The organism is Streptomyces dengpaensis, assembly GCF_002946835.1.
GTDB lineage: Bacteria > Actinomycetota > Actinomycetes > Streptomycetales > Streptomycetaceae > Streptomyces > Streptomyces dengpaensis.
On the sequence record NZ_CP026652.1, the window covers coordinates 4,358,062 to 4,381,675 of the forward strand.

Genomic DNA, 23,614 nt, shown 5'->3' on the forward strand with positions numbered 1-23,614 from the left:
GGTTGTGCGCGTACCCCCGCCTCAGCGCCCCAGGCGCCCGCGGACCATTCCGACCATTGAGTTGAGTTCTTCGATGCGCATCTTCCGCGCGGCGACGTAGAAGACGCCGAGCAGGACGATGGATCCGGCGAGGAGCGCCGCCATCGATCCGAGGGCCCCGTGCCCGAGGGCCCGGGTGATGGCGAAGCCGACCACGCCGCCCGCCAGGGCGCCCGGGATGGACGCCAGGCAGAGGCGAGCATAGGTCCGCATCACGCGCGCGCCGTCGAGGTCGCCGCCCAGCCGCCTGCGCAGGCGCTGCCAGGCCACTCCGACGCCCACGGCGTAGGCCAGGCCGTACGCGCCACCCATGCCGACGACCGCCCACTGGGAGGGCAGAACCACGTAGCAGAGGGCCGATGCCGCTGCGTTGACGGCGGCCACGATGACCGTGTTGTAGAAGGGGGTGCGGGTGTCCTCGTAGGCGTAGAAGCCACGCAGGACCACGTACTGCACCGAGAACGGGATCAGGCCGAGGCCGAAGGCCATCAGGACGTAGCCCATGGACTGGGCGGGCGCGATGCCGCCGGAGCCGAAGAGCAGGGTGCACATGGGGATGCCCAGGGCGACGAACATGAAGGCGACCGGGACGATCGCCACTGCCGAGGTGCGCAGTCCCTGGGAGATGTCGTCGCGGACCGCGCCCGGGTCGCCGTCGTGGGCGGCCCGGGAGATCCGCGGGAGCATGGCCGCCATGACGGAGACCGTGATGATCGCCTGCGGCATGCCCCAGATCAACTGGGCGTTGGAGTAGGCCAGGATGCCCGTGCCGCTCTTGCCCGAGGCCTCGCCCGCCGCTGTGGCCAGCTGCGTGACGACGAGGACGCCCGCCTGGTTGGCGAGGACGAAGAGCACGGTCCACTTGGCGAGTTTGACGGCCTTGCCGAGACCGTGACCCTTCCAGTCGAAGCGCGGGCGGAAGCGGAACCCTGTCTCGCTCAGATACGGGATCATGGCCAGCGCCTGCACGGCCAGGCCGAGCAGGGTACCGATGCCCAGCAGACGGATGCCGTCCGGCGGGATGTTGTTCACCGTCATGCCGGAGTCCCCGGCGGTCCCGTAGACCCAGAGGAACATCCCGAACGTGAAGATCATGACGATGTTGTTCAGGACCGGAGTCCACATCATCGCGCCGAACTTCCCGCGGGCGTTGAGGATCTGGCCCATGACCACGTGCACGCCCATGAAGAAGATCGTGGGCAGACAGTAGCGGGCGAAGGAGACGGCGACGTTGTTCGATGCCGGGTTGCTCGCGATGGCGTCCGACATCAGTTGGATCAGCAGCGGCGCGGCGAAGACCGCGACGGCGACGATCACTCCGAGGGCGACCATGACGAGCGTCAGCAGACGGTTGGCGTAGGCCTCGCCGCCGTCCTCGTCGTCCTTCATGGATCGCACCAGCTGAGGCACGAAGACCGAGTTGAGCCCACCGCCGACGGTGAGGATGTAGATCATCGTCGGCAGCGTGTACGCCACGGTCCAGGCGTCACCGAGTGTCGCCGCGCCGAGAGCGGCCGTGATGACCACGGTGCGGACGAAGCCGGTGAGCCGGGACACCAGCGTGCCCGCCGCCATCACCGCGCTCGACTTCAGCAGACCTGCCGCGCGCCCGCCGGATTTCTTCGGGGCGGGCGCGGCTGCGGGAGCCGGGGGTTCGGTGGCGACCGGAGTCGGTTCAGGGGTCGGCGACGGTACGCCGGGCGGGCCGACGGGGGGCTGGCCGGCGGCCTGTCCCTGGTCCCGGAAGAGGTGTGCGAAGGCGTCGGGCTCGCGGCGCTCGTCGGCGGCCTGGGTGACGAGGTCGTCGACGCCCACGAACTGGGTGGTGCGGGCGTCTTCGCCGTACGGCAGGTGCCGCATCGGGCCGGCAGGTTCCGGAGGGGGTGTCTGGGCCCACACACGCGGGTCGGGGGCGTTGTGCGGCGTGGGCGGCTGGGCGTAGAGCGGCTGCTGCGGGTAGTACGCGCCGGGGGGCGGCGGGGGGTGCGCGGCACGGTCGTAGAGCGCCTCGGTCACCGGGTCCTGGGCGGAGAGATCCTGAGCCCGGTAGGGATCCTGGGCGTAGGCGTCCTGGATGTACATGTCCGCGGGGGGCCCCGGCGGACTCTGGCCGTGCTCCGGAGGTGGGCCCTCGGGGTAGCCGGAGTAGCCCGCGCCCTGATCCGGGTAGCCCTCGGGATAGCCCGAGCTGTCCGCGCCCTGGCCGCGGTCACCGTCGTACGGCGCGTTCATGGTTGCCCCACCTCATCGTCCCCGGGCCCACCGGCCACGACATCGCTCAACGGTCCACTCTCTCACCCGTGCCGGACGGGTCGGTGCTTTCCGGTGCGGTGTCCGGTGTCGGGTCACTCGGGTGCTCCGGCCCGTCTGCCCCGGGCTCCGCGCCGGATTTTCCTGAGGGGCCGTCGGCGTCGCCTTCGGTGTCCTCAGTGTTTACGGTGCCGGCCGCGTCCGTGTTCACGGCCTCGGCCTCGGGGCTGTTCGCCGGCTCCTCGGCCTGCCGGGCGGCGGCACGCTTGCGCTGCGTGTACATCCGGAAACCCGCGAGTACGAGCAGGAGGACGCCACCGCCGATGACCAGCATCACCGTGGCGGTGATCTCAGTAACCTTCACCTCGAAGGTGACCTTGGGCCCGTAGGCCTGGCCGTCCTCGGTGTACAGCTGGGCGACCACCTCCACCGGACCGTTGGCCTCCGCCGAGGTGGTGAACTTCACCGACTGGCTGTGCTCGCCCGCGACCCTGATCGGCTGCTCGGCGTAGGGACCGTCACCGATCTTGAGACGGTTGGGCTTATTCGAGGTGAGGCGCAGCACCAAGTTGTCGACGCCCTGCACGAGGTTGTTCTGCACGGTCACGGGGATCGTGGCGCTGCGACCGGACAGCTTCGCGTCGGACTTGTCGATCAGATGGACCAGGCCGGTGAGGCCGTCGAGATAGGACTTCACGCCCTTGCGGAAGGTCTCGGCCTGGGAGGCGGCGCCGCGCCAGGAGGTGGACATCCCGCGGTCTATGGCCCGGCCGAACGGGGTGACCACCCGGGACTTGTCCGTGAGGATCACCTGGAAGTTGTCAAGCCTGGTCTGCGTGGCCTGGATCTGCTCGAAGGCCGCTCGGGGCAGCTCCTGCTTGCGCAGGGAGGACGGGTACGAGGAGCCGGAGGGCACCTTCGTGGTGGCGCCCGGGTCCGGCTTGGCCTTGGCGGCCGTGGACAGGTCCTGGGCCTCCGACCAGTTTCCGTCCTGGAGGGCCCCGAGTGCCTGCGCCATCGTCTGGGCCTGGCTGGCGGAGGGCATGCGCTGCGGGGCGACCACGATGCTTCGCTGGGCGTCCGGATCCTGCAGGTTGATCATCAGGCTCTGGGCGAGAAACTCCTGGACGGCGAGCGTGGAGCTGTCGGCCTTCGTCATGTCGCCCTGGAAGGCGGTCGACAGCCGGGCGTCCGCGACGACCGCCGTTGTTCCGCCGCCGATGGGGCGGGCCGCGCTCGGCGTGTACGGCAGTCCGTCCGTCTCCCGCAGGCTGTCGCTGCGCGCGATCACCTTGTCGGCGCCGGCCGAGGTGGCCACCTTGACGATGGACGGGTCGACAGCACCGTCCGCCGGCCAGGCGAAGTCAGTGCTCGGCTTGACGTGAAGGATCGTGTCCACCGTGCTGGACGCCACATCGGTGGCGTCCTTGAGGTGGCTCAGGGAGCCGGTGACGTTCTTGCCGTTGTGGGCCAGCGACGCGAGATCGGGGTCGGCGAAGGGGAGGGCGACGACCTTCTTGTCCTGGACCGTCTTCTCCAGCCTGTCGAGCCAGGCCTTGGCGACCGCCTGGTTCCTTCCCGGCGTGGTGGTGCGGTTCTCGCCCTGGATCCGGTAGCTGTCCCGCATCGCGTCGACGGAGGCCAGCAGATCCGGGTCGAGCACCCAGGTGACGTCGAGGGCGCTGCCCAAGGACAGGAGCTGGTCCAGACGGCCGCCTGGGGAGATCTCCTTGGCGAGGTCGTCGTTCTGGAAGACGGGCGTCTGCTGTTCGTCCGATCCGGTTTCCGCCGTGAGGTGGACCGTGGAGATGAGCGGCCAGAGGTAGGTCGTCTTCGTCTTCGTGTCCACCTCGCCGGGCTGCCAGGGCAGGAACGTCCGCTGGATGCCGAGGATCTGTTCCCACGGCTGGGCAGCGGTCCGGCCCGCGAGGGAGACACCGAGCTGGTAGACCCCTTCGGAGCCGAGGTCCAGCTCCTTGACGGGTACCGAGATGCTGAAGCGCTGCGAGACGCCCGAGGCGAGCTTGGAGAACTTCGCGACGTACTTGCCGCCGACCTCCGACGGGTCGAGGCCCGCCTGGAACCCAGTGCGCTTGGCCGCGCTGTCGATGGCGGAGCGGCTGTTGAGGGACGGTCCCACGCGCAGGCCCACGTGAGCGTCCGTGACCGTCTGCTTGCCGTTGTTGGTGACCGAGCCGGAGACGGTGAGCGTGTCGCCGTCCGTGGGGGCGCTGGGGCTGAGCGAGTCGACGGAGACGTCCACCGTGCTGGACCCGGTGGCCTTGGCCACGGAGGTCTTGTCCGCGGCGTACGCGGACGTGTGGCCGGGCAGCTGGAGCAGCCCGGCCAGCAGGGGCACCCCGGCCAGCAGCGCGCCGCTGCGCCGGAGCCACCGACGGGCAGGTGAGGGACTCATCCCCTGGAAGTCTGCCGCCTCGGCCACGCGCTCGCCCGTCCCTCGTCGTCAGTGGTCGTCGGAATGTGCGTCCACGCATGGTAACGATGTGCGCGGAGGGGAAGTGCCGCGGAGTGCTTCACAAGATCGTGGGACCGGGCCGACTGTCCTGTATATGCGCGTATTGATGCCCTTAAAAAGAGGGGGGCGCCTGTGCACGTTTTATGGAGGCGCTCGCGGGTGCCTCGGCCACGTACCCTTTTCTGTTGTGCCGAACGCCAACGAAGAAAATCCCAGTGCCCTGAGTCAGGTGCAGCACCGCGCGGTGAGTGAACTGCTGCGGGTATCGCCTGTCGCCGACGACCTCGCCCGCCGTTTCCAGGAGGCTGGGTTCTCGCTTGCCCTGGTCGGCGGCTCGGTCCGGGACGCACTCCTTGGCAGGCTCGGTAATGACCTGGACTTCACGACCGACGCCCGCCCCGACGACGTACTGAAGATCGTGCGGCCCTGGGCGGATGCCACGTGGGAGGTCGGGATCGCCTTCGGCACGGTGGGCGCGCAGAAGGACGCTCGCGTGGGCGACGTGCAGCAGTCGTTCCAGATCGAGATCACGACGTACCGCTCCGAGGCGTACGACCGGACCTCGCGCAAGCCCGAAGTGTCCTACGGCGACTCCATCGAGGATGACCTCGTGCGCCGGGACTTCACGGTGAACGCGATGGCCGTGGCGCTGCCGGAGAAGGAGTTCATCGACCCGTACGGCGGCCGGGACGACCTGTCCGCTCGTGTTCTGCGCACCCCGAGCACCCCCGAGGCGTCCTTCTCCGACGATCCACTGCGGATGATGCGGGCCGCGCGGTTCGCCGCGCAGCTCGACTTCGAGGTGGCTCCCGAGGTCGTCGCCGCGATGACGGACATGGCCGGACGCATCGAGATCGTCTCGGCCGAGCGGGTGCGGGACGAGCTGAACAAGCTGATCCTTTCCGCGTACCCGCGCAAGGGCCTGGCGCTGCTCGTCGAAACCGGGCTTGCTGACCATGTGCTGCCGGAGCTTCCCGCCCTGCGGCTGGAGCGTGACGAGCACCACCGGCACAAGGACGTCTACGAGCACACGCTGATCGTCCTGGAGCAGGCGATGGCGCTGGAGGAGGAGGGCCCCGACCTGACCCTGCGGCTCGCCGGGCTGCTGCACGACATCGGTAAGCCGCGGACGCGTCGCTTCGAGAAGGACGGGCGGGTCTCCTTCCACCACCACGAGGTGGTGGGCGCCAAGATGACCAAGAAGCGGATGACCGCGCTCAAGTACCCGAACGATCTCGTGAAAGACGTCTCGCGTCTGGTCGAACTTCATCTGCGCTTCCATGGATACGGAACCGGTGAGTGGACGGACTCCGCGGTGCGCCGCTACGTGCGTGACGCCGGCCCGCTCCTCGACCGGCTCCACAAGCTGACCCGCTCGGACTGCACCACGCGGAACAAGCGGAAGGCGACCGCGCTCTCCCGTGCGTACGACGGTCTGGAGGAGTGCATCGCCCAGCTCAAGGAGCAGGAGGAGCTGGACGCGATCCGCCCGGACCTCGACGGCAACCAGATCATGGACATCCTGAGTATCGGTCCGGGCCCAGTGATCGGCCAGGCGTACAAGTTCCTGTTGGAGCTGCGCTTGGAGAACGGCCCCATGGAGCATGACGCGGCGGTGGCGGCTCTCAAGGAGTGGTGGGCCTCGCGGTCAGACGGTCAGGCGCAGGTCTGAGGTGCGTGCTGCGGGGTCATGTTTCACGTGAAACATGACCCCCGGGCAACGCGAAGGGGCGGTGTTTCACGTGAAACACCGCCCCTTTGTGCACCGATCAGCCCTTACTTGGCGGAGTACTCCGACAGGCAAAGGGTGAAGTCGTTCTTGCCGGTCTCGGTGTACTCGGAGTACTTGGTGCGGTCGCAGCCGGAGTTGTCGCTCTTCTTCTCTTCGACCTTGTACTTGGCCTTGGAGCTGCTGCAGTCCACGACCTCGAGGCCCGGGTCGGTGGTGCTCTCTGGGTTGCTGATGCTCATGCAGTCGCCGACCTTGGCGGTGTTCGCATCATCACGGCTCGCTATCCAGCCGACACCGGCGGCGATGACGGCGAAGACGATGACGGCGATGCGCAGGTACTGCTTGATGCCGCGCTTCGGTCGCTGCGGCGGGACCGGGTCGTACGGGGCTCCCTGCTGCGGGAAGCCGGGCTGGCCGGGCTGCTGGCCGTACGGGTTCTGCCCCTGGGGCGGCTGGCCGTAGGGCTGCTGGCCCTGAGCGAACGGGTTCTGGCCCTGGGGCGGCGGAGTGGTCACTTGGGGGTCCCCCCTGGAACGTAGGCGTGTGACGCGAATAAGACGCACGTAAGCTATCGGGACCCTGTGACAACGCAGTAGTCCGGAGGGGCTCTGTGGCACTGATGTGACACTTAGGGCAGTTGAAAACGGGCCATAGTGACAGCAATTGTTGTGTAGAGCACTGCCACGATGACGACGAGGGAAGCCGAGCGTCCGTCAGGAGGCAGTATCAGAGCGGCTACTGCGGCCGCGCCGACGAAGGCGACGTTGAACAGGACGTCGTAGACAGAGAAGATCCGGCCGCGGAAGCCGTCGTCGACCGAGGACTGCACGATCGTGTCCGTGGCGATCTTCGCGCCCTGTGTGGTCAGGCCCAGGACGAAGGCAGCGACCAGCATGGGTGCGGGGGCGAACGGAAGGCCGAGCGCGGGCTCCAGGATCGCGGCGGCACCCGCGCACGCGACGATCCAACCGCCGGGGCCCAGCTGCCCCGCCGCCCAGGGCGTGATGACGGCCGCGGCGAAGAAGCCCGCCCCGGAGACCCCCACGGCCAGCCCCAGCAGCGCGAGTCCCGAGTCCGCACCGGATTCGGGCGCCCAGGCGTACCGGCAGAGCATCAGCACCATGACGGTCAGGGCGCCGTAGCAGAAGCGCATCAGTGTCATCGCCATGAGCGCCCAGGCTGCGTTGCGTCGCGCGGGCTCGGCGAGATGGCGCACACCCGCCGCGAGGCCGCGTGCGGTGCCGACGAGCGCCGCCGTCACACGTGGCTGCACCAATTCCTGATCGGGCCCGAGCAGTTCCGGAGCAATGCGCAGGGAGGCGAGCGCCGCGCACAGATACAGGGCTGCCCCGGCGAGGACGACCGCCGCGTCGGAGTCCGAGACGACCAGCCGTACGACGAACGCGAGACCACCGCCCGCGGTCGCGGCGAGTGTTCCGGCGGTCGGCGACAGGGAGTTGGCCATCACCAACCGCTTTGAGTCGACGACGCGGGGCAGCGCGGCCGAAAGCCCGGCCAGGACGAAGCGGTTGACCGCGGTGACGCACAGCGCGGAGGCGTAGAAGAGCCAGTCGGGCACGTTGCTCAGCATCAGCACGGCTGTCACGCAGGCCAGTGCCACCCGCAGGAGGTTGCCATACAGGAAGACCTGACGGCGCCGCCAGCGGTCCAGCAGGACGCCGGCGAAGGGGCCGACGAGGGAGTACGGGAGCAGCAGGACCGCCATGGCGGAGGCGATCGCGGCCGCCGAGGTCTGCTTCTCCGGCGAGAAGACGACGTAGGTGGCGAGCGCGACCTGGTAGACCCCGTCGGCACCCTGGGACAGCAGCCGTACGCCGAGCAGGCGTCTGAAGCCCTGGAAGCGCAGCAGGACGCGCAGGTCACGCACGACAGCCATGGGGCACAGCCTCACATATGCGGAGGGTCCCCGCGGCGTACACCCCGGGGACCCTCACCAGGCCGGAAAGCCGGCGCTTTAGCGCTCGACCTCGCCCTTGATGAACTTCTCGACGTTGTCGTAGGCCTCGTCGTCGAAGTACTGGACCGGCGGGGACTTCATGAAGTAGCTCGACGCGGAGAGGATCGGGCCGCCGATGCCGCGGTCCTTGGCGATCTTCGCGGCGCGCAGGGCGTCGATGATGACACCCGCCGAGTTCGGGGAGTCCCAGACCTCGAGCTTGTACTCCAGGTTCAGCGGGACGTCGCCGAAGGCACGGCCCTCGAGGCGGACGTACGCCCACTTGCGGTCGTCCAGCCAGGCCACGTAGTCCGAGGGACCGATGTGGACGTTCTTCTCGCCCAGGTCGCGGTCGGGGATCTGGGAGGTGACGGCCTGCGTCTTCGAGATCTTCTTGGACTCGAGGCGGTCGCGCTCCAGCATGTTCTTGAAGTCCATGTTGCCGCCGACGTTGAGCTGCATGGTGCGCTCAAGACGGACGCCGCGATCCTCGAACAGCTTCGCCATCACACGGTGCGTGATGGTCGCGCCGACCTGCGACTTGATGTCGTCGCCGACGATCGGGACACCGGCCTCGGTGAACTTGTCCGCCCACTCCTTGGTGCCGGCGATGAAGACAGGGAGGGCGTTGACGAAGGCGACCTTGGCGTCGATGGCGCACTGGGCGTAGAACTTCGCCGCGTCCTCGGAACCGACGGGCAGGTAGCAGACGAGGACGTCGACCTGCTTGTCCTTGAGGACCTGGACGACGTCGACCGGGGCCTCGGCGGACTCCTCGATGGTCTGGCGGTAGTACTTGCCGAGACCGTCGAGGGTGTGGCCGCGCTGGACCGTGATGCCCTTGTTCGGGACGTCGCAGATCTTGATGGTGTTGTTCTCGCTGGCGCCGATGGCGTCCGAGAGGTCGAGGCCGACCTTCTTCGCGTCGACGTCGAAGGCGGCGACGAACTCGACGTCACCCACGTGGTAGTCGCCGAACTGGACGTGCATGAGGCCCGGGACCTTGGACGCCGGGTCGGCGTCCTTGTAGTACTCGACGCCCTGCACCAGCGAGGCGGCGCAGTTGCCCACGCCGACGATGGCTACGCGAACCGAACCCATTCCGGTTGCTCCCTGTGTGTACTCGGTGAAACCCCGAATGGGCCTCACGTGGTGGTGTCGTCGGACGGATCCGGCCGGGTGCTGTCCCGGTGCCGGGGCAGGCCGCCCGTCTCTCCAGATGTGTTGTCCCGCTGAGCGGAGCTTTCGGAAGTACCTCGGGAGGTGCCTTCGGAGCCGGAACGCTTGACGTCCCGTCCCGCCCGCTCGCTCTCGATGAGCTCGTTCAGCCAGCGCACTTCGCGCTCCACGGACTCCATTCCGTGGCGCTGGAGCTCAAGCGTGTAGTCGTCGAGGCGCTCCCGGGTGCGCGCCAGAGAGGCGCGCATCTTCTCCAGGCGCTCCTCCAGCCGGCTGCGGCGGCCCTCCAGTACGCGCATGCGTACGTCGCGCGACGTCTGCCCGAAGAACGCGAAGCGAGCGGCGAAGTGCTCGTCCTCGTACGCGTCGGGGCCCGTCTGCGAGAGCAGCTCCTCGAAGTGCTCCTTACCTTCCGCCGTCAACCGGTAGACGATCTTGGCGCGACGCCCTGTGAGTGGAGCTGCGAGGGCGTCGGGCGTGGAGCCCGATTCCTCGATCAACCAGCCGTTGGCGACCAGAGTCTTGAGGCAGGGGTAGAGCGTCCCGTAGCTGAAGGCACGGAACACACCCAGTGACGTATTGAGTCGTTTGCGCAGCTCATAGCCGTGCATCGGGGACTCGCGGAGCAGGCCGAGTACGGCGAACTCAAGGATCCCGGAACGCCGGCTCATCGTCGCCTCCTCCCTGTCGCTGCCTCGTCAGCACGGCCTTTATGCCGTGCTGATGTATCGACTCGATACATCAGCACGATAGAACGGCCATCCGGATGCGACAAGAGGGGCAATGGTGAGCGGCGTCACATCACTGATTCATACGAAGCTAGTTGCCTGATTTGGGGTGAACTTTGGTGCTGGGCAGGTTTTGAGCGTGCGTAGTCTGTGCGGCATGCACACCGCCGGGAACCGAGTGACGCGTGAGTACGTCATCGTCTTTGGTGCAGTACGGATGAATGCGCAAACGACCGCATCCGTACTTGGGGGGGACCGGAAACCAGCCGCCGTTTCCAGGCGCGCACGGGTGCGCCTGCCCGAGGAGTAATCGTTCGATGAGCGAGCACCGTCGCAAACTGCCGCAGCCGCAGGAAGGCGGACGTGCCGCGGCCCGACGCGGTCAGTCCGGGTCGTCCTCCGGTCGCCGCGCGGCACCGCGAGGCGCCACCGGGTCTCCTTCCGCTTCCTACGAGTCGGGGGGTGAAGAGGAGCGCCCGTACGGTGGCCGTGCCGAGGCCCGCCGTGCTGCCCAGAGGAGTGGTGGCGGAGGCCGACGCAGAGCTGTCGACGGCTCTGGGCGAGGCGGCCCGGGTGGCGGTGGTGGCCGACGAGGCGGCCCCGCGGGCCCCCCGAACGGGCCGGGACGCGGCCGAGGCCGTCCTCCCGTGCCTGTCAAGAAGCGCTTCATCGACTACCCGCGCGCCGGCAAGTACGGCGCAGCGCGGTGGGTCCCGTCCTGGAGGCTCGTGACGGGCCTGTTCATCGGCTTCTGCGGCAGCATGCTCGCGGCGGCCGGTATCGCGTACGCGATGGTGTCCGTCCCGAAGGTCGCCGATACCGCCAGGGCACAGAACAACGTCTACTACTGGAAAGACGGCAGCCAGATGGTTGCCACCGGTGGTGAGACGAACCGCCAGATCATCGACTACGCGCAGATCCCCGAAGCGATGCGGTACGCCGTCATCTCGCAGGAGAACAAGACCTTCGAGACCGACAGCGGCATCGACCCGAAGGGCATCGCTCGCGCCTTCGTCAACATGGCCAAGGGCGGCCAGACGCAGGGTGGCTCCACCATCACCCAGCAGTACGTGAAGAACGCGATGCTGGACGACCAGTCGCAGACGATCTCCCGGAAGCTGAAGGAGCTGTTCGTCTCCATCAAGGTCGGTGCCTCGGTGTCCAAGGAGGACATCATGGCCGGGTACCTGAACTCCGCGTACTACGGTCGCGGGGCGTACGGGATCCAGGCGGCCGCGCGCGCGTACTTCGACAAGGACGCCAAGGATCTGAACCCGAGTGAGTGCGCCTTCCTGGCGGCGATGCTCAAGGGCGCCACGTACTACGACCCGGCGGGCGCGACGGAGGTCGACCCGACTGCCACGGCCGACGCCAACCGGAAGCGGGCCAAGGCCCAGTGGGCGGACACCCTGGACAAAGAGGTCGAGTACGGCCACCTGAGCGCCACCGAGCGGGCCAAGTACACGGAACTCCCCAAGTGGCAGAACCCGCGGTCGAACACCCAGCTCAGCGGCCAGATCGGCTATCTCGTCGATCTCGCCAAGGGCTACATCATCAACAACACGGACATCACGGCGAACCAGCTTCAACAGGGCGGCTACTCGATCCACACAACCTTCGACAAGACCAAGGTCGAGGCGCTCAGGAAGGCCGTGGACAAGGTCCGCAAGGACAACATCAAGCCCAAGCAGCGCCCCGAGACGGACACCCACGTTCAGTTCGGCGGAGCCTCGGTCAACCCGGACACCGGGGCGATCGAGGCCATATACGGCGGTGAGGACGCGACCAAGCACTTCACCAACAACGCCGACCAGACCGGTGCCCAGGTGGGTTCGACGTTCAAGCCCTTCGTGCTCGCGGCCGCCATGTCGTGGGGTGCGCGAGACCCCGACGGCGACCCGGTTCAGGCGCAGGACGAGCGCACCATCGTCTCTCCGAAGAGCCTGTACAGCGGCAAGAACAAGCTGAAGATCGAGGACTACGACCACACCATCTGGACGGACAAGGACGAAAAGGTGTGGCTGCAGCGGAACGACGGCGATGAGTCGTACAACCCGCCCAGCTACAAGATCGACCTGCGTGAGGCGATGCGCGAGTCCGTCAACTCCGCGTACGTCCAGCTGGGCATGGACGTAGGCCTGGACAAGGTCAAGGAAGCCGTCCTGGACGCGGGCATCAAGGAGTCGAGCCTCGCCAGCGCGAACTATCCCTCCTTCTCCCTGGGGACGTCCTCCCCGAGCGCGATCCGTATGGCAGGCGCGTACGCCACTTTCGCGGACAGCGGCAAGCAGCGCGAGCCGTACTCGGTCGACGAGGTCACTGACAAGACTGGCACGGTCTTCCGGCACGACGACATCGCGAAGACCAAGCAGGCCTTCACCGAGAAGGTCGCCGACAACGTCACCGACGTCCTGAAGACCGTGGTCGAGGACGGAACCGGTACCAACGCCCAGCTGACCGGTCGTGAAGTGGCCGGTAAGACCGGTACCACCGATGGCAACAAGTCCGCCTGGTTCGTCGGGTACACCCCTCAGTTGTCGACCGCGATCGGCATGTACCGCATGGACGACAACGAGACCAACAAGAATCGCGAGTTCCTGGAGATGTACGGCACGGGCGGCGAGGAGACGATCCACGGTGCCTCGTTCCCGTCCGAGATCTGGCACGACTACATGGAGGTAGCACTCAAGGGCGAGAAGGCGGAAGCCTTCCCCAAGCCCGAGGAAATCGGGGAGGTCCTCAACGACACCCCGAGTCCGAGCGCGACCCCCACGGCCAGCGAAAGCGCGACGGAGAGTGCGACGCCGTCTCCGACGCCCAGCGAGAGCCTGTCTACCTCGCCTTCGGCGAGTGAAACCTGCAAGAAGTGGGACTTCAGCTGCGCCAGTACCGGCGGCACGGACACGGGTGGCACGGACACGGGTGGCACGGACACCGGCGGAACGGACGGAGGAGTGACCGCTACACCGACGGAGACCGCAACCGACGGGAGTTCCAATGGCAATGGCAACGGCAACGGAGGACTCTTCGGAGGGTCGACCGGATAGCCGCCTCCGTGTCTGTTTCACGTGAAACACGCCGTTTCACGTGAAACGAGGGCCGTCGCACCGACCAGGTGTGGCGGCCCTCGGCGTATCCGTAGGTGCGTACGGCAGGATGTGCGGCATGCCCACTGCAGAGACGACGCGAGCGAGCGCGCACGAGCCGGAGCCGGTACGGCCGACCAAAGAGGACGAGGTCGCCGCGGCCGGCAGTGAGCTGATCGGTGGCCCCATCGGACGACGGGCCCTGCTCGGGACGTCCTGGTGGACGCCGGTACGGGTCGTCGCGCTCGTCGCGATCGGTATGTTCGCCCTTGGCATGGTGCAGAAGCTGCCCTGCTATGACGGTGCCTGGTTCTTCGGAGCCAGCTCGCAGTACACGCACGCGTGCTACTCGGACATCCCGCACCTGTACCAGGGGCGCGGTTTCGCCGACGGCCTCGTGCCGTACTTCGACAAGATCCCCGGCGACATGGAGTACCTCGAGTACCCGGTGCTGACCGGCGTGTTCATGGAGGTCGCGGCCTGGCTCACTCCGGGCAGCGGGAGCATCCAGCACCAAGAGAAGATCTACTGGATGGTCAACGCCGGGATGCTGATGGTGTGCGCGGTGGTCATCGCCGTATGCACCGCTCGCACCCACCGTCGGCGTCCCTGGGACGGCCTCCTGGTGGCCCTTGCGCCCGCCTTCGCGCTCACGGCCACCATCAACTGGGATCTCCTCGCCGTGGCCCTGCTGGCCGCCGCGATCCTCATGTGGTCGCGGGGGCGCGCTCTGGCGTTCGGTGTGCTGATCGGGCTTGCCACGGCCGCCAAGTTCTATCCGTTCCTGGTGCTGGGGCCGCTCTTCGTGCTCTGCTGGCGGGCCGGCAAGTGGCGCGAGGTCGGAACGGCGTTGCTCGGCGCCGTGGGCGCCTGGCTCGCCGTGAATCTTCCGGTGATGTACTTCGCGCCGGAAGGGTGGTCGAAGTTCTACAGCTTCAGCCATGACCGCGGGGTCGACTTCGGTTCGGTCTTCCTGTTCCTCTCGCAGTGGTTGAAGATCACGATCAGCTTCGAGATGGCGAATACGTGGGCGATGGTCATGATGGTGATCATCTGCGTGGGGCTGACCGCACTCACGCTCACCGCCCCGCGCCGCCCCCGCTTCGCCCAGCTCGCCTTCCTGATCGTCGCGGCCTTCATCCTCACCAACAAGGTCTACTCGCCCCAGTACGTGCTGTGGCTGATCCCCCTCGCCGCGCTGGCCCGGCCGCGCTGGCGGGACTTCCTGATCTGGCAGGCGTGCGAGGTCGCGTACTTCCTGGGGATCTGGATGTACCTCGCGTATACGACCAGTGGCGACGCCCACAAGGGCCTGCCGACCGACGGGTACCAAGTCGCCATCGCCGTCCACCTGTTGGGGACGCTGTACCTGTGTGCCGTGGTCGTACGCGACATCTTCATGCCGGAGCGCGACATGGTGCGCCGAGCCGGGGACGATGACCCGTCGGGCGGTGTGCTGGACGGTGCGGAGGACGTGTTCGTGCTCGGTGCCGCCGCTCATCCGCCGCGGCACGCGTCCTACTTCGACGGCCCGCAGGTGGAGTGGGGCAGCCGCAACGCCGCAACCGGAGACGGTTCGCCCTGAGCGAACAGGGCGTAGGCAAGCGACGCGAAAGGCCGTACACGGTGTCTGTGTACGGCCTTTCGGCTGTCACCGAGCGGGGCGAACCCCGGGATCAGCGTTCGACGACGCGGTCGAACTGCGTGGTGGTGTGCCGCAGATGGGCCACCAACTCGTCGCCGACCTTCGGCTCCGTGGCGTCCGCGGGCACGAAGAGGATCGAGACCTGCATGTGCGGCGGTTCCGCGAACCAGCGCTGCTTGCCAGCCCAGACGAACGGAGAAAGGTTCCGGTTGACCGTCGCGAGGCCGGCGCGGGCGACGCCCTTGGCGCGCGGCATGACGCCGTGCAGCGCCTTCGGGGCCTCCAGGCCCACCCCGTGCGACGTACCGCCCGCCACGACGACGAGCCAGCCGTCCGAGGCCGCCTTCTGCTGCCGGTAGCCGAAGCGATCGCCCTTGGAGACGCGCGTGACGTCCAGGACGGCCCCGCGGTACTCGGTCGCTTCGTGGTCCCCCAGCCACAGCCGCGTGCCGATGCGGGCGCGGAAGCGGGTCTGCGGGAACTGCTGCTGAAGCCGCGCGAGCTCCTCGCCCTTGAGGTGGCTGACGAACATCGTGTGCAGCGGCAGACGGGCGGCGCGGAGGCGGTCCATCCAGCCGATGACCTCCTCGACGGCGTCCGAGCCGTCAGTGCGGTCCAGCGGCAGGTGAATCGCGAAGCCTTCGAGCCGGACGTTCTCTATGGCGGAGTGCAGATGCGCCAACTCCTGCTCGCTCACGCCGTGCCGCTTCATCGAGGACATGACCTCGATGACGACACGGGCGCCCACGAGGCCGTACACGCCGTCCACGGACGATACGGAGCGGATGACGCGGTCAGGCAGCGGCACGGGCTCCTCGCCCCGCCTGAACGGCGTCAGGACCAGCAGGTCGCCGCCGAACCAGTCCTTGATCCGTGCGGCCTCGTACGTGGTGCCGACGGCGAGGATGTCCGAGCCCAGGCGGGTGGCCTCGTCCGCGAGCCGCTCGTGGCCGAAGCCATAGCCGTTGCCCTTGCAGACGGGGACCAGCCCCGGAAACTGCTGGGACACGTGCTTGTGGTGTGCCCGCCAGCGCGCGGTGTCGACGTAGAGCGTGAGCGCCATGGCCGGTCCCGGAACCTTTCTCGTGGCTGCGGTGTATCAGAGGTATGAACGGAAATTGTGGCGGATCCGCCGGACCGACGGGGCGATACCGGGCCGGATCAGCGGCTCGGCATGCGAGGCCGGCCGGCTCAGCGGCGCGACATGTACATGTCGAGCGCCTTGTGGAGCAGCTTATTCAGCGGGAAGTCCCACTCACCGAGGTACTCGGCTGCCTGGCCGCCCGTGCCTACCTTGAACTGGATCAGGCCGAAAAGGTGGTCGGTCTCGTCCAGCGAGTCAGAGATGCCGCGCAGGTCGTAGACCGTCGCCCCCAGGGCGTACGCGTCGCGCAGCATCCGCCACTGCATCGCGTTCGAGGGCCGGACCTCACGACCGATGTTGTCCGAGGCGCCGTACGAGTACCAGACGTGCCCGCCGACGACCAGCATCGTCGCGGCCGACAGGTTCACGCCGTTGTGGCGCGCGAAGTACAGCCGCATGCGGTTGGGGTCCTCGGTGTTAAGGGCCGTCCACATGCGCTGGAAGTACGACAGCGGGCGGGGCCGGAAGTGATCGCGCACGGCCGTGATCTCGTACAGCCGCTGCCATTCCTCGAGGTCCTGGTAGCCGCCCTGGACGACCTCGACGCCCGCCTTCTCGGCCTTCTTGATGTTGCGGCGCCAGAGCTGGTTGAAGTTCTTGTGGACCTCTTCCAGGGAGCGGTTGGCGAGCGGCACCTGGAAGACATAGCGGGGCTGTACGTCGCCGAAGCCGGCGCCGCCGTCCTCGCCCTGCTGCCAGCCCATGCGGCGCAACTTGTCGGCGACCTCGAAGGCGCGCGGCTCGATGAAGTCCGCCTCGATGTCGCGCAGGCGCTTCACGTCCGGGTTCTGGATGCCGCCCTTGATGGACGTGGCCTCCCAGCGCCGGATGATCACCGGCGGGCCCATCTTCACAGAGAACGCACCCTGCTGCTTGAGGTGTGCCAGCATCGGCTGGATCCAGTCGTCCAGATTCGGCGCGAACCAGTTGATGACCGGGCCCTCGGGCAGATAGGCGAGATAACGCTTGATCTTGGGCAGCTGGCGGTACAGCACGAGCCCCGCGCCGACCATCTCGCCGGTCCTGTCGTCGAACCAGCCGAGGTTCTCGGAGCGCCACTCCGCCTTGACATCTGCCCAGGCCGGGACCTGCATGTGGCTCGCCGCGGGCAGGCTCTGGATGTATGCCAGATGCTGCTCTCGACTGATGGTCCTCAGGGTCAGGCTCATTCGGGGCGCTCCTCGGGCTGGTGTGTCCCCATGGGTACAGGGGCTCCGGCTCTCGCGCCGAAGCCTACTGCGCCCCGCGAGCGCCCCGTCTGGCCGTATGGAACCTGGGCCCCGGGCATGGCGGAAGAAGTGTCCCGGGGTCAGGGGAAAACGGACGTTCGGATCAGAACAGGCCGCCGAAGAGGCCTCCGTGAGCCATTCCGAGGAAGAAGCCGACAGCGGAGGCGCCGAGACCCAGAACCAGTCCGAAGCGCTCACGCGTCGTCTCGGAGATGAACTGCCCGTACGCGCCGGTGACGATCCCGACGAGGCCGGCCCAGGAGCTGATCAGATGCAGACTGTGGAACATCGCCGTGACAAAGGACAGGATCCCAAGCGCCAGGGTCACCGCGAGCAAGGTGTCCTGGAGCGGATGGGGCTTGCCGTCCGTGGCGAAGAGGGAGCCGGTGGTGTTGGGTCGCAATACCTGTGCCATAGGGCACCTCCTGCGGAAGGCGGCGCATCGTAGCGCCATACACACCCGATGTGTACAGATTGACGGTCAACCCGGCCGGATTTCAACCGGAAGCCGCTGTGCGGGTAGTCTGTAGCGTCTGCACCGGTGTCTGCCCAGGCCAAGGCCAGGTCACGACAGGAAATCCCGCTCGGTCCACCGATCGGGGAGCCCGATTGTCAGTGGCGGCCGATACCGTTGCGTACGCATCACAACCCTCCTGCCACGGAACGACCGTGGCCGCTGAGTCCAAAGGAGGTGGGTTCCACATGCGTCACTACGAGGTGATGGTCATCCTCGACCCCGATCTCGAGGAGCGCGCTGTCTCCCCGCTGATCGAGAACTTCCTCTCCGTCGTCCGTGAGGGCAACGGAAAGGTCGAGAAGGTCGACACCTGGGGCCGTCGTCGTCTCGCGTACGAGATCAAGAAGAAGCCCGAGGGCATCTACTCGGTCATCGACCTGCAGGCCGAGCCTGCGGTCGTCAAGGAGCTCGACCGCCAGATGAACCTGAACGAGTCGGTCCTCCGGACCAAGGTCCTCCGTCCCGAGACCCACTGAGCTTCGCTCAGCTGATCTCGGGCATCGAGTAGCACAAGCAGCCAGCAGCAAACCCGCCGAGAGGTTCCCCCATGGCAGGCGAGACCGTCATCACGGTCGTCGGCAATCTTGTCGACGACCCCGAGCTGCGCTTCACCCCGTCCGGTGCGGCGGTCGCGAAGTTCCGTGTCGCGTCCACCCCCCGCACGTTCGACCGGCAGACCAATGAGTGGAAGGACGGCGAGAGCCTGTTCCTGACCTGCTCGGTCTGGCGTCAGGCGGCGGAGAACGTCGCCGAGTCGCTCCAGCGAGGCATGCGCGTCATCGTGCAGGGCCGGCTGAAGCAGCGGTCCTACGAGGACCGTGAGGGCGTCAAGCGCACGGTCTATGAGCTGGATGTCGAGGAAGTCGGCGCCAGCCTGAGGAGCGCCACGGCCAAGGTCACCAAGACCACGGGCCGAGGCGGCCAGGGCGGTTACGGCGGCGGTGGCGGCGGCCAGCAGGGTGGTGGCTGGGGCGCAGGCTCCGGCGGCCAGCAGCAGGGCGGCGCTCCGGCCGACGACCCCTGGGCGACCGGCGCTCCCGCCGGTGGTAGCCAGGGTGGCGGCGGCGGTGGCTGGGGTGGAAACTCCGGCGGCGGTGGCGGCGGCTACTCGGACGAGCCCCCCTTCTAGGGGCGGGTTCGTACCCCAACTTCTTGATCACACAGGAGAAACACCATGGCGAAGCCGCCTGTGCGCAAGCCGAAGAAGAAGGTATGCGCTTTCTGCAAGGACAAGGTCACGTACGTGGACTACAAGGACACGAACATGCTGCGGAAGTTCATTTCCGACCGCGGCAAGATCCGTGCCCGCCGCGTGACCGGCAACTGCACGCAGCACCAGCGTGACGTCGCCACGGCCGTGAAGAACAGCCGTGAGATGGCGCTGCTGCCCTACACCTCCACCGCGCGATAAGGGAAGGGTGACCGACACATGAAGATCATCCTCACCCACGAGGTCTCCGGCCTCGGTGCCGCGGGCGACGTCGTCGACGTCAAGGACGGTTACGCTCGCAACTACCTGATCCCGCGGAACTTCGCGATCCGCTGGACCAAGGGCGGCGAGAAGGACATCGAGCAGATCCGTCGTGCTCGCAAGATCCACGAGATCGCGACCATCGAGCAGGCCAACGAGATCAAGGCCCGCCTCGAGGGTGTGAAGGTCCGTCTGGCCGTTCGCTCCGGCGACGCCGGTCGTCTCTTCGGTTCCGTCACCCCGGCCGACATCGCCTCGGCGATCAAGGCTTCCGGTGGCCCCGAGGTCGACAAGCGCCGCATCGAGCTGGGCTCGCCGATCAAGACTCTGGGGGCCCACGAGACGTCCGTGCGTCTGCACCCCGAGGTTGCCGCCAAGGTCAACATCGAGGTTGTCGCTGCCTGAGTGCAGCGCTCGGCATAGCTGAGAGAAGGGTCGCACCCCTCGGGGTGCGGCCCTTCTGCGTTCACGAGAGGTCGCCGGGCTTCGCGCGGATCTTGGCTCTCGCCGCTTCACGTGACTCTCGTCGTTTCACGTGAAACGGGGGCTACCGGGGTTTCACGTGAAACGGTCAGCGCGTCGCGCCTGTGACGATCCAGCGCCCTGAGCGAGAGCGCAGCCACAGGGTCAGCATGCGCATCGTCATCATCAGCGTCATCGTTGCCCACAGGGCGGTGAGCCCGCCGCCGAGCGTGGGGACGAGCAGCGCGACGGGAGTGAAGACCGCCAGGGTCAGCAGCATGGCCCACGCCAGATACGGTCCGTCCCCAGCCCCCATCAGGACTCCGTCCAGAACGAAGACGATGCCGCAGATCGGCTGCGAGACGGCCACCACCAGCAGGGCGGGCAGCGCGGCGTTTTGCACGGACGAGTCGCTGCTGAACAGGGGAAGGAAGAGCGGGCGGGCGGCGATGACCAGCAGGCCGAGCACGATCCCGGCAGCGATGCCCCACTGCACCATGCGGCGGCAGGCCTCCCGGGCACCCTGGGCGTCGTCCGCGCCGAGATAGCGCCCGATGATGGCCTGCCCGGCGATGGCGATCGCGTCGAGGGCGAAGGCGAGGAGACTCCACAGCGTCAGGATGATCTGGTGAGCCGCCACGTCGGCGTCCCCGAGCCGGGCTGCGACCGCCGTGGCGATAACGAGGATCGCCCGCAGCGACAACGTGCGCACAAGCAGGGGTGCACCGGCCTGAGCGCAGGCCCGTATCCCCTCGGCATCCGGTCGCAGCGAGGCGCCGTGCTTCCTGGCTCCGCGGATGACGACGTACAGATAGACGACGGCCATGCCGCACTGGGCGATGACGGTGCCCCAAGCGGAGCCTGCGATGCCCAGGTCCGCGCCGTAGACAAGGCCGGCGTTGAGGGCGGCATTGGCGACGAAACCCCCGACGGCGACGTACAGCGGGGTCTTGGTGTCCTGGAGACCGCGCAGGACACCGGTGGCGGCGAGCACGACGAGCATGGCCGGAATGCCGAGAACTGAGATACGCAGATAGGTGGTCGCATACGGGGCGGCGGTGTCAGAGGCGCCGAAGAGCTCCATCAGGGCGGGTGCGGTGGGCAGGACGACGGCTATGACGGCTGCGCCGATCAGCAGGGCGAGCCAGATACCGTCCATGCCTTGGCGGATGGAGGCCCGCAGATCGCCCGCACCGACTTGGCGGGCGACGGCGGCCGTGGTGGCGTAGGCGAGGAAGACGAAGACGCCGACGGCCGTCACGAGCAGGGTTGAGGCGACGCCGAGACCGGCCAGTTGCGCGGTGCCGAGATGGCCGACGATGGCGGTGTCGGCCATCACGAAGAGAGGCTCGGCGACGAGTGCGCCGAAGGCCGGAACGGCCAGCGCGACGATCTCTCGGTCGTGCCGACGTCGGGCGGCCCTGGGTGCCGCGGGAGCCTGTGTCATGAGCACCAATCTAATCTTCCACAGGTAAGAGATGCAATGTCGAAAGGCCCCTTACCTAGGGTCTGGTGACACGCGCCGCCGTGCACGGTTAGCAGTGATCTTGGTCCGACTGGGGAAGTTTTTCTTCTGCACAGCCGGTGGATGGGAAAGTTGCAGATCAGAGCGGGTTTTCCTGGGGGTGTGAGGGCTTGTTCACAGCGCTGTCCACCGGGTCGTGCACAGGTTTTGTGGGGTTCTCCACAGCATCCGGGTCGTCGTCCACATGGCCTGTGGATAACCAGATTGGCTGACGGTGCCCGCGGCCCTAACGTGGTGCGGCGCCCGCTCTCTCCTTGGTCCTCGGAAACCTGGCAAATCCGACGCCTCAGAACCGGAGTTGGGCATCTCAGTTGTCAGTGCCGTGCCGTAGAAATGAGAGGCACGGCTAGGTCCGCCTGGCGGACGGGAGGAGGTGGCTCGGTGAGTATTTCCGAGCCCTTGGACGACCCCTGGGCCGACAGCAGCCCCAGCGATCGTCTGCCTTCTTCCCGTCGGCACGGCAATGGCGGCCGCAGTCGCGACGAGCAGCACGACCGCGACCGGGACAACGGTCCGTGGGAGGGCGGAGGTTCGTCCTTCGAGCGCGTACCGCCCCAGGATCTGGACGCCGAGCAGTCCGTCCTGGGTGGCATGCTCCTGTCCAAGGACGCCATCGCCGATGTCGTCGAGGTCCTCAAGGGCCATGACTTCTACCGGCCGGCGCACGAGACCATCTACCTGGCGATTCTCGATCTGTACGCGAAGGGGGAGCCGGCCGACCCCATCACGGTCGCGGCCGAGCTCACCAAGCGGGGCGAGATCACCAAGGTCGGAGGCGCGCCGTATCTCCACACCCTGGTGCAGACGGTCCCGACCGCGGCGAACGCCGAGTATTACGCGGAGATCGTGCACGAGCGGGCGGTCCTGCGCCGCCTCGTCGAGGCGGGTACGCGCATTACCCAGATGGGATACGCGGCCGACGGCGACGTCGACGAGATCGTCAACAGCGCCCAGGCCGAGATCTACGCGGTCACCGAGCAGCGCACCACGGAGGACTACCTGCCGCTCGGCGACATCATGGAGGGCGCGCTCGACGAGATCGAAGCGATCGGTTCGCGGTCGGGGGAGATGACCGGCGTGCCGACCGGCTTCACCGATCTCGACTCGCTCACCAACGGCCTGCACCCGGGCCAGATGATCATCATCGCGGCCCGTCCCGCCATGGGTAAGTCGACGCTGGCTCTGGACTTCGCACGGGCCTGCTCGATCAAGCACAACATGCCCAGCGTGATCTTCTCGCTCGAAATGGGGCGCAACGAGATCGCGATGCGTTTGCTGTCGGCCGAGGCGCGCGTGGCCCTGCACCACATGAGGTCCGGCACGATGACCGACGAGGACTGGACCCGCCTCGCGCGCCGCATGCCCGACGTCTCGGCCGCCCCGCTCTACATCGACGACTCCCCGAACCTGTCGATGATGGAGATCCGCGCCAAATGCCGTCGCCTCAAGCAGCGCAACGACCTGAAGCTGGTGGTCATCGACTATCTCCAGCTGATGCAGTCGGGTGGCAAGCGGTCCGAGAGCCGCCAGCAGGAAGTCTCGGACATGTCGCGAAACCTGAAGCTGTTGGCCAAGGAGCTTGAGCTGCCGGTCATCGCGCTGTCGCAGCTGAACCGTGGCCCCGAGCAGCGCACGGACAAGAAGCCGCTGGTCTCGGACCTGCGTGAGTCCGGCTCGATCGAGCAGGACGCGGACATGGTCATCCTGCTGCACCGCGAGGACGCCTACGAGAAGGAGTCACCGCGCGCGGGCGAGGCGGACATCATCGTCGGCAAGCACCGTAATGGCCCGACAGCGACGATCACGGTCGCCTTCCAGGGCCACTACTCACGCTTCGTGGACATGGCGCAGACCTGATCCCCCCTTGTAGGTTCCCAGATCCCGTGTCCTTTTCCCGCCGGCGATGTCCACCGCGTCGACAGGGGGATGGGAATCATGCCCCGTTAACGAGTAGTTCCCCTCTTTGAGGATCGTCCCGGTCGTCGTCTCCATGCGTGGCCGGGGCAGGACCCCAGCAGCCGGCGGGGCTGTCTGGGGAAACGCGGGGTTGGTGGGGTAGAGCGGTGGCCACAGCGGTACGGCTGAGTGTCCGGCGTGGTGACGAGGCCGTGGAGGAGGATCTGGAGTGGCCGTCGGTGCCGCTCGGGCTGCTGCGGGAGGCCGGGCCGTGGTGG

Annotated in this window: 18 protein-coding genes; 8 read left to right on the forward strand and 10 right to left on the reverse strand. The window is 67.4% G+C overall.

Annotated features, from left to right (window positions below):
* Window positions 1-21 precede the first annotated feature (21 nt).
* Together murJ and C4B68_RS20090 are read right to left on the reverse strand one after the other, a co-directional pair.
* Window positions 22-2,271 carry a murein biosynthesis integral membrane protein MurJ gene (gene murJ / locus C4B68_RS20085; RefSeq protein WP_099502027.1) on the reverse strand — a complete coding sequence of 750 codons (2,250 nt, stop codon included), beginning with the start codon at window positions 2,269-2,271 and terminating at the stop codon, window positions 22-24.
* Between the two features lie 46 nt (window positions 2,272-2,317).
* Window positions 2,318-4,732 carry a DUF6049 family protein gene (locus tag C4B68_RS20090; protein ID WP_099502026.1) on the reverse strand — a complete coding sequence of 805 codons (2,415 nt, stop codon included), beginning with the start codon at window positions 4,730-4,732 and terminating at the stop codon, window positions 2,318-2,320.
* Between the two features lie 220 nt (window positions 4,733-4,952).
* On the opposite strand from C4B68_RS20090, the gene C4B68_RS20095 reads away from it, so the two are divergent.
* The gene (locus C4B68_RS20095) at window positions 4,953-6,437 is read left to right on the forward strand and encodes a CCA tRNA nucleotidyltransferase (protein WP_099502025.1); all 1,485 of its coding nucleotides are present in this window, start codon (window positions 4,953-4,955) and stop codon (window positions 6,435-6,437) included.
* Window positions 6,438-6,541: 104 nt separating this feature from the next.
* On the opposite strand, the gene C4B68_RS20100 is transcribed toward C4B68_RS20095, so the two are convergent.
* From C4B68_RS20100 to C4B68_RS20115, 4 genes are all read right to left on the reverse strand, one after another.
* A complete protein-coding gene (locus C4B68_RS20100) occupies window positions 6,542-7,012 on the reverse strand; it encodes an LppU/SCO3897 family protein (RefSeq protein ID WP_099502024.1) in 471 nt (156 codons plus the stop codon).
* Between the two features lie 113 nt (window positions 7,013-7,125).
* Window positions 7,126-8,394 carry an MFS transporter gene (locus C4B68_RS20105; protein ID WP_099502023.1) on the reverse strand — a complete coding sequence of 423 codons (1,269 nt, stop codon included), beginning with the start codon at window positions 8,392-8,394 and terminating at the stop codon, window positions 7,126-7,128.
* 78 nt (window positions 8,395-8,472) lie between these two features.
* Window positions 8,473-9,555, reverse strand: coding sequence for an inositol-3-phosphate synthase (locus C4B68_RS20110; protein WP_099502022.1), 1,083 nt, complete (start codon window positions 9,553-9,555; stop codon window positions 8,473-8,475).
* A gap of 44 nt (window positions 9,556-9,599) precedes the next feature.
* A complete protein-coding gene (locus C4B68_RS20115) occupies window positions 9,600-10,304 on the reverse strand; it encodes a PadR family transcriptional regulator (RefSeq protein ID WP_099502021.1) in 705 nt (234 codons plus the stop codon).
* 374 nt (window positions 10,305-10,678) lie between these two features.
* Between C4B68_RS20115 and C4B68_RS20120 the strand changes: the two genes are divergently transcribed.
* Window positions 10,679-13,408 carry a transglycosylase domain-containing protein gene (locus C4B68_RS20120; protein WP_099502020.1) on the forward strand — a complete coding sequence of 910 codons (2,730 nt, stop codon included), beginning with the start codon at window positions 10,679-10,681 and terminating at the stop codon, window positions 13,406-13,408.
* Between the two features lie 118 nt (window positions 13,409-13,526).
* Window positions 13,527-15,032 carry a glycosyltransferase family 87 protein gene (locus tag C4B68_RS20125; RefSeq protein ID WP_099502019.1) on the forward strand — a complete coding sequence of 502 codons (1,506 nt, stop codon included), beginning with the start codon at window positions 13,527-13,529 and terminating at the stop codon, window positions 15,030-15,032.
* Window positions 15,033-15,123: 91 nt separating this feature from the next.
* On the opposite strand, the gene C4B68_RS20130 is transcribed toward C4B68_RS20125, so the two are convergent.
* From C4B68_RS20130 to C4B68_RS20140, 3 genes are all read right to left on the reverse strand, one after another.
* Complete coding sequence (locus C4B68_RS20130) at window positions 15,124-16,155, reverse strand: alanine racemase (RefSeq protein ID WP_099502018.1); 1,032 nt, start codon at window positions 16,153-16,155, stop codon at window positions 15,124-15,126.
* A gap of 128 nt (window positions 16,156-16,283) precedes the next feature.
* Window positions 16,284-17,405: a peptidoglycan bridge formation glycyltransferase FemX gene (gene femX / locus C4B68_RS20135; protein ID WP_099502017.1), complete on the reverse strand. Its 1,122-nt coding sequence runs from the start codon at window positions 17,403-17,405 to the stop codon at window positions 16,284-16,286.
* A gap of 163 nt (window positions 17,406-17,568) precedes the next feature.
* Window positions 17,569-17,880: a hypothetical protein gene (locus tag C4B68_RS20140; RefSeq protein ID WP_099502016.1), complete on the reverse strand. Its 312-nt coding sequence runs from the start codon at window positions 17,878-17,880 to the stop codon at window positions 17,569-17,571.
* Between the two features lie 287 nt (window positions 17,881-18,167).
* On the opposite strand from C4B68_RS20140, the gene rpsF reads away from it, so the two are divergent.
* The 4 genes from rpsF to rplI all read left to right on the forward strand — a co-directional run bounded on the left by rpsF (window position 18,168) and on the right by rplI (window position 19,858).
* Window positions 18,168-18,458, forward strand: coding sequence for a 30S ribosomal protein S6 (gene rpsF, locus C4B68_RS20145; RefSeq protein ID WP_004950685.1), 291 nt, complete (start codon window positions 18,168-18,170; stop codon window positions 18,456-18,458).
* Window positions 18,459-18,529: 71 nt separating this feature from the next.
* Window positions 18,530-19,111 (forward strand): single-stranded DNA-binding protein, encoded by a 582-nt coding sequence (locus tag C4B68_RS20150; protein WP_099502015.1) that lies wholly within the window; start codon window positions 18,530-18,532, stop codon window positions 19,109-19,111.
* A gap of 45 nt (window positions 19,112-19,156) precedes the next feature.
* A complete protein-coding gene (gene rpsR, locus C4B68_RS20155) occupies window positions 19,157-19,393 on the forward strand; it encodes a 30S ribosomal protein S18 (RefSeq protein ID WP_003949403.1) in 237 nt (78 codons plus the stop codon).
* 18 nt (window positions 19,394-19,411) lie between these two features.
* Window positions 19,412-19,858 (forward strand): 50S ribosomal protein L9, encoded by a 447-nt coding sequence (gene rplI / locus C4B68_RS20160; RefSeq protein WP_099502014.1) that lies wholly within the window; start codon window positions 19,412-19,414, stop codon window positions 19,856-19,858.
* Window positions 19,859-20,024: 166 nt separating this feature from the next.
* Here the strand turns inward: rplI and C4B68_RS20165 are convergent, their stop codons facing one another.
* Entirely contained in the window at window positions 20,025-21,362 is a 1,338-nt protein-coding gene (locus C4B68_RS20165) for an MATE family efflux transporter (RefSeq protein ID WP_167459117.1), read from the reverse strand.
* A gap of 459 nt (window positions 21,363-21,821) precedes the next feature.
* Here C4B68_RS20165 and dnaB point away from each other — a divergent pair, with 459 nt between their 5' ends.
* The gene (dnaB, locus tag C4B68_RS20170; protein WP_099502012.1) at window positions 21,822-23,297 is read left to right on the forward strand and encodes a replicative DNA helicase; all 1,476 of its coding nucleotides are present in this window, start codon (window positions 21,822-21,824) and stop codon (window positions 23,295-23,297) included.
* Window positions 23,298-23,614: the final 317 nt, after the last annotated feature.

Excerpts from the sequence above, each read along its gene's own strand:
- murJ (WP_099502027.1), bottom strand. The coding sequence starts at position 2,271 with ATGAACGCGCCGTACGACGGTGACCGCGGCCAGGGCGCGGACAGCTCG.
- C4B68_RS20105 (WP_099502023.1), bottom strand. The coding sequence starts at position 8,394 with ATGGCTGTCGTGCGTGACCTGCGCGTCCTGCTGCGCTTCCAGGGCTTC.
- C4B68_RS20110 (WP_099502022.1), bottom strand. The coding sequence starts at position 9,555 with ATGGGTTCGGTTCGCGTAGCCATCGTCGGCGTGGGCAACTGCGCCGCC.
- C4B68_RS20115 (WP_099502021.1), bottom strand. The coding sequence starts at position 10,304 with ATGAGCCGGCGTTCCGGGATCCTTGAGTTCGCCGTACTCGGCCTGCTC.
- C4B68_RS20120 (WP_099502020.1), top strand. The coding sequence starts at position 10,679 with ATGAGCGAGCACCGTCGCAAACTGCCGCAGCCGCAGGAAGGCGGACGT.
- C4B68_RS20125 (WP_099502019.1), top strand. The coding sequence starts at position 13,527 with ATGCCCACTGCAGAGACGACGCGAGCGAGCGCGCACGAGCCGGAGCCG.
- C4B68_RS20130 (WP_099502018.1), bottom strand. The coding sequence starts at position 16,155 with ATGGCGCTCACGCTCTACGTCGACACCGCGCGCTGGCGGGCACACCAC.
- femX (WP_099502017.1), bottom strand. The coding sequence starts at position 17,405 with ATGAGCCTGACCCTGAGGACCATCAGTCGAGAGCAGCATCTGGCATAC.
- C4B68_RS20140 (WP_099502016.1), bottom strand. The coding sequence starts at position 17,880 with ATGGCACAGGTATTGCGACCCAACACCACCGGCTCCCTCTTCGCCACG.
- rpsF (WP_004950685.1), top strand. The coding sequence starts at position 18,168 with ATGCGTCACTACGAGGTGATGGTCATCCTCGACCCCGATCTCGAGGAG.
- C4B68_RS20150 (WP_099502015.1), top strand. The coding sequence starts at position 18,530 with ATGGCAGGCGAGACCGTCATCACGGTCGTCGGCAATCTTGTCGACGAC.
- rpsR (WP_003949403.1), top strand. The coding sequence starts at position 19,157 with ATGGCGAAGCCGCCTGTGCGCAAGCCGAAGAAGAAGGTATGCGCTTTC.
- rplI (WP_099502014.1), top strand. The coding sequence starts at position 19,412 with ATGAAGATCATCCTCACCCACGAGGTCTCCGGCCTCGGTGCCGCGGGC.
- C4B68_RS20165 (WP_167459117.1), bottom strand. The coding sequence starts at position 21,362 with ATGACACAGGCTCCCGCGGCACCCAGGGCCGCCCGACGTCGGCACGAC.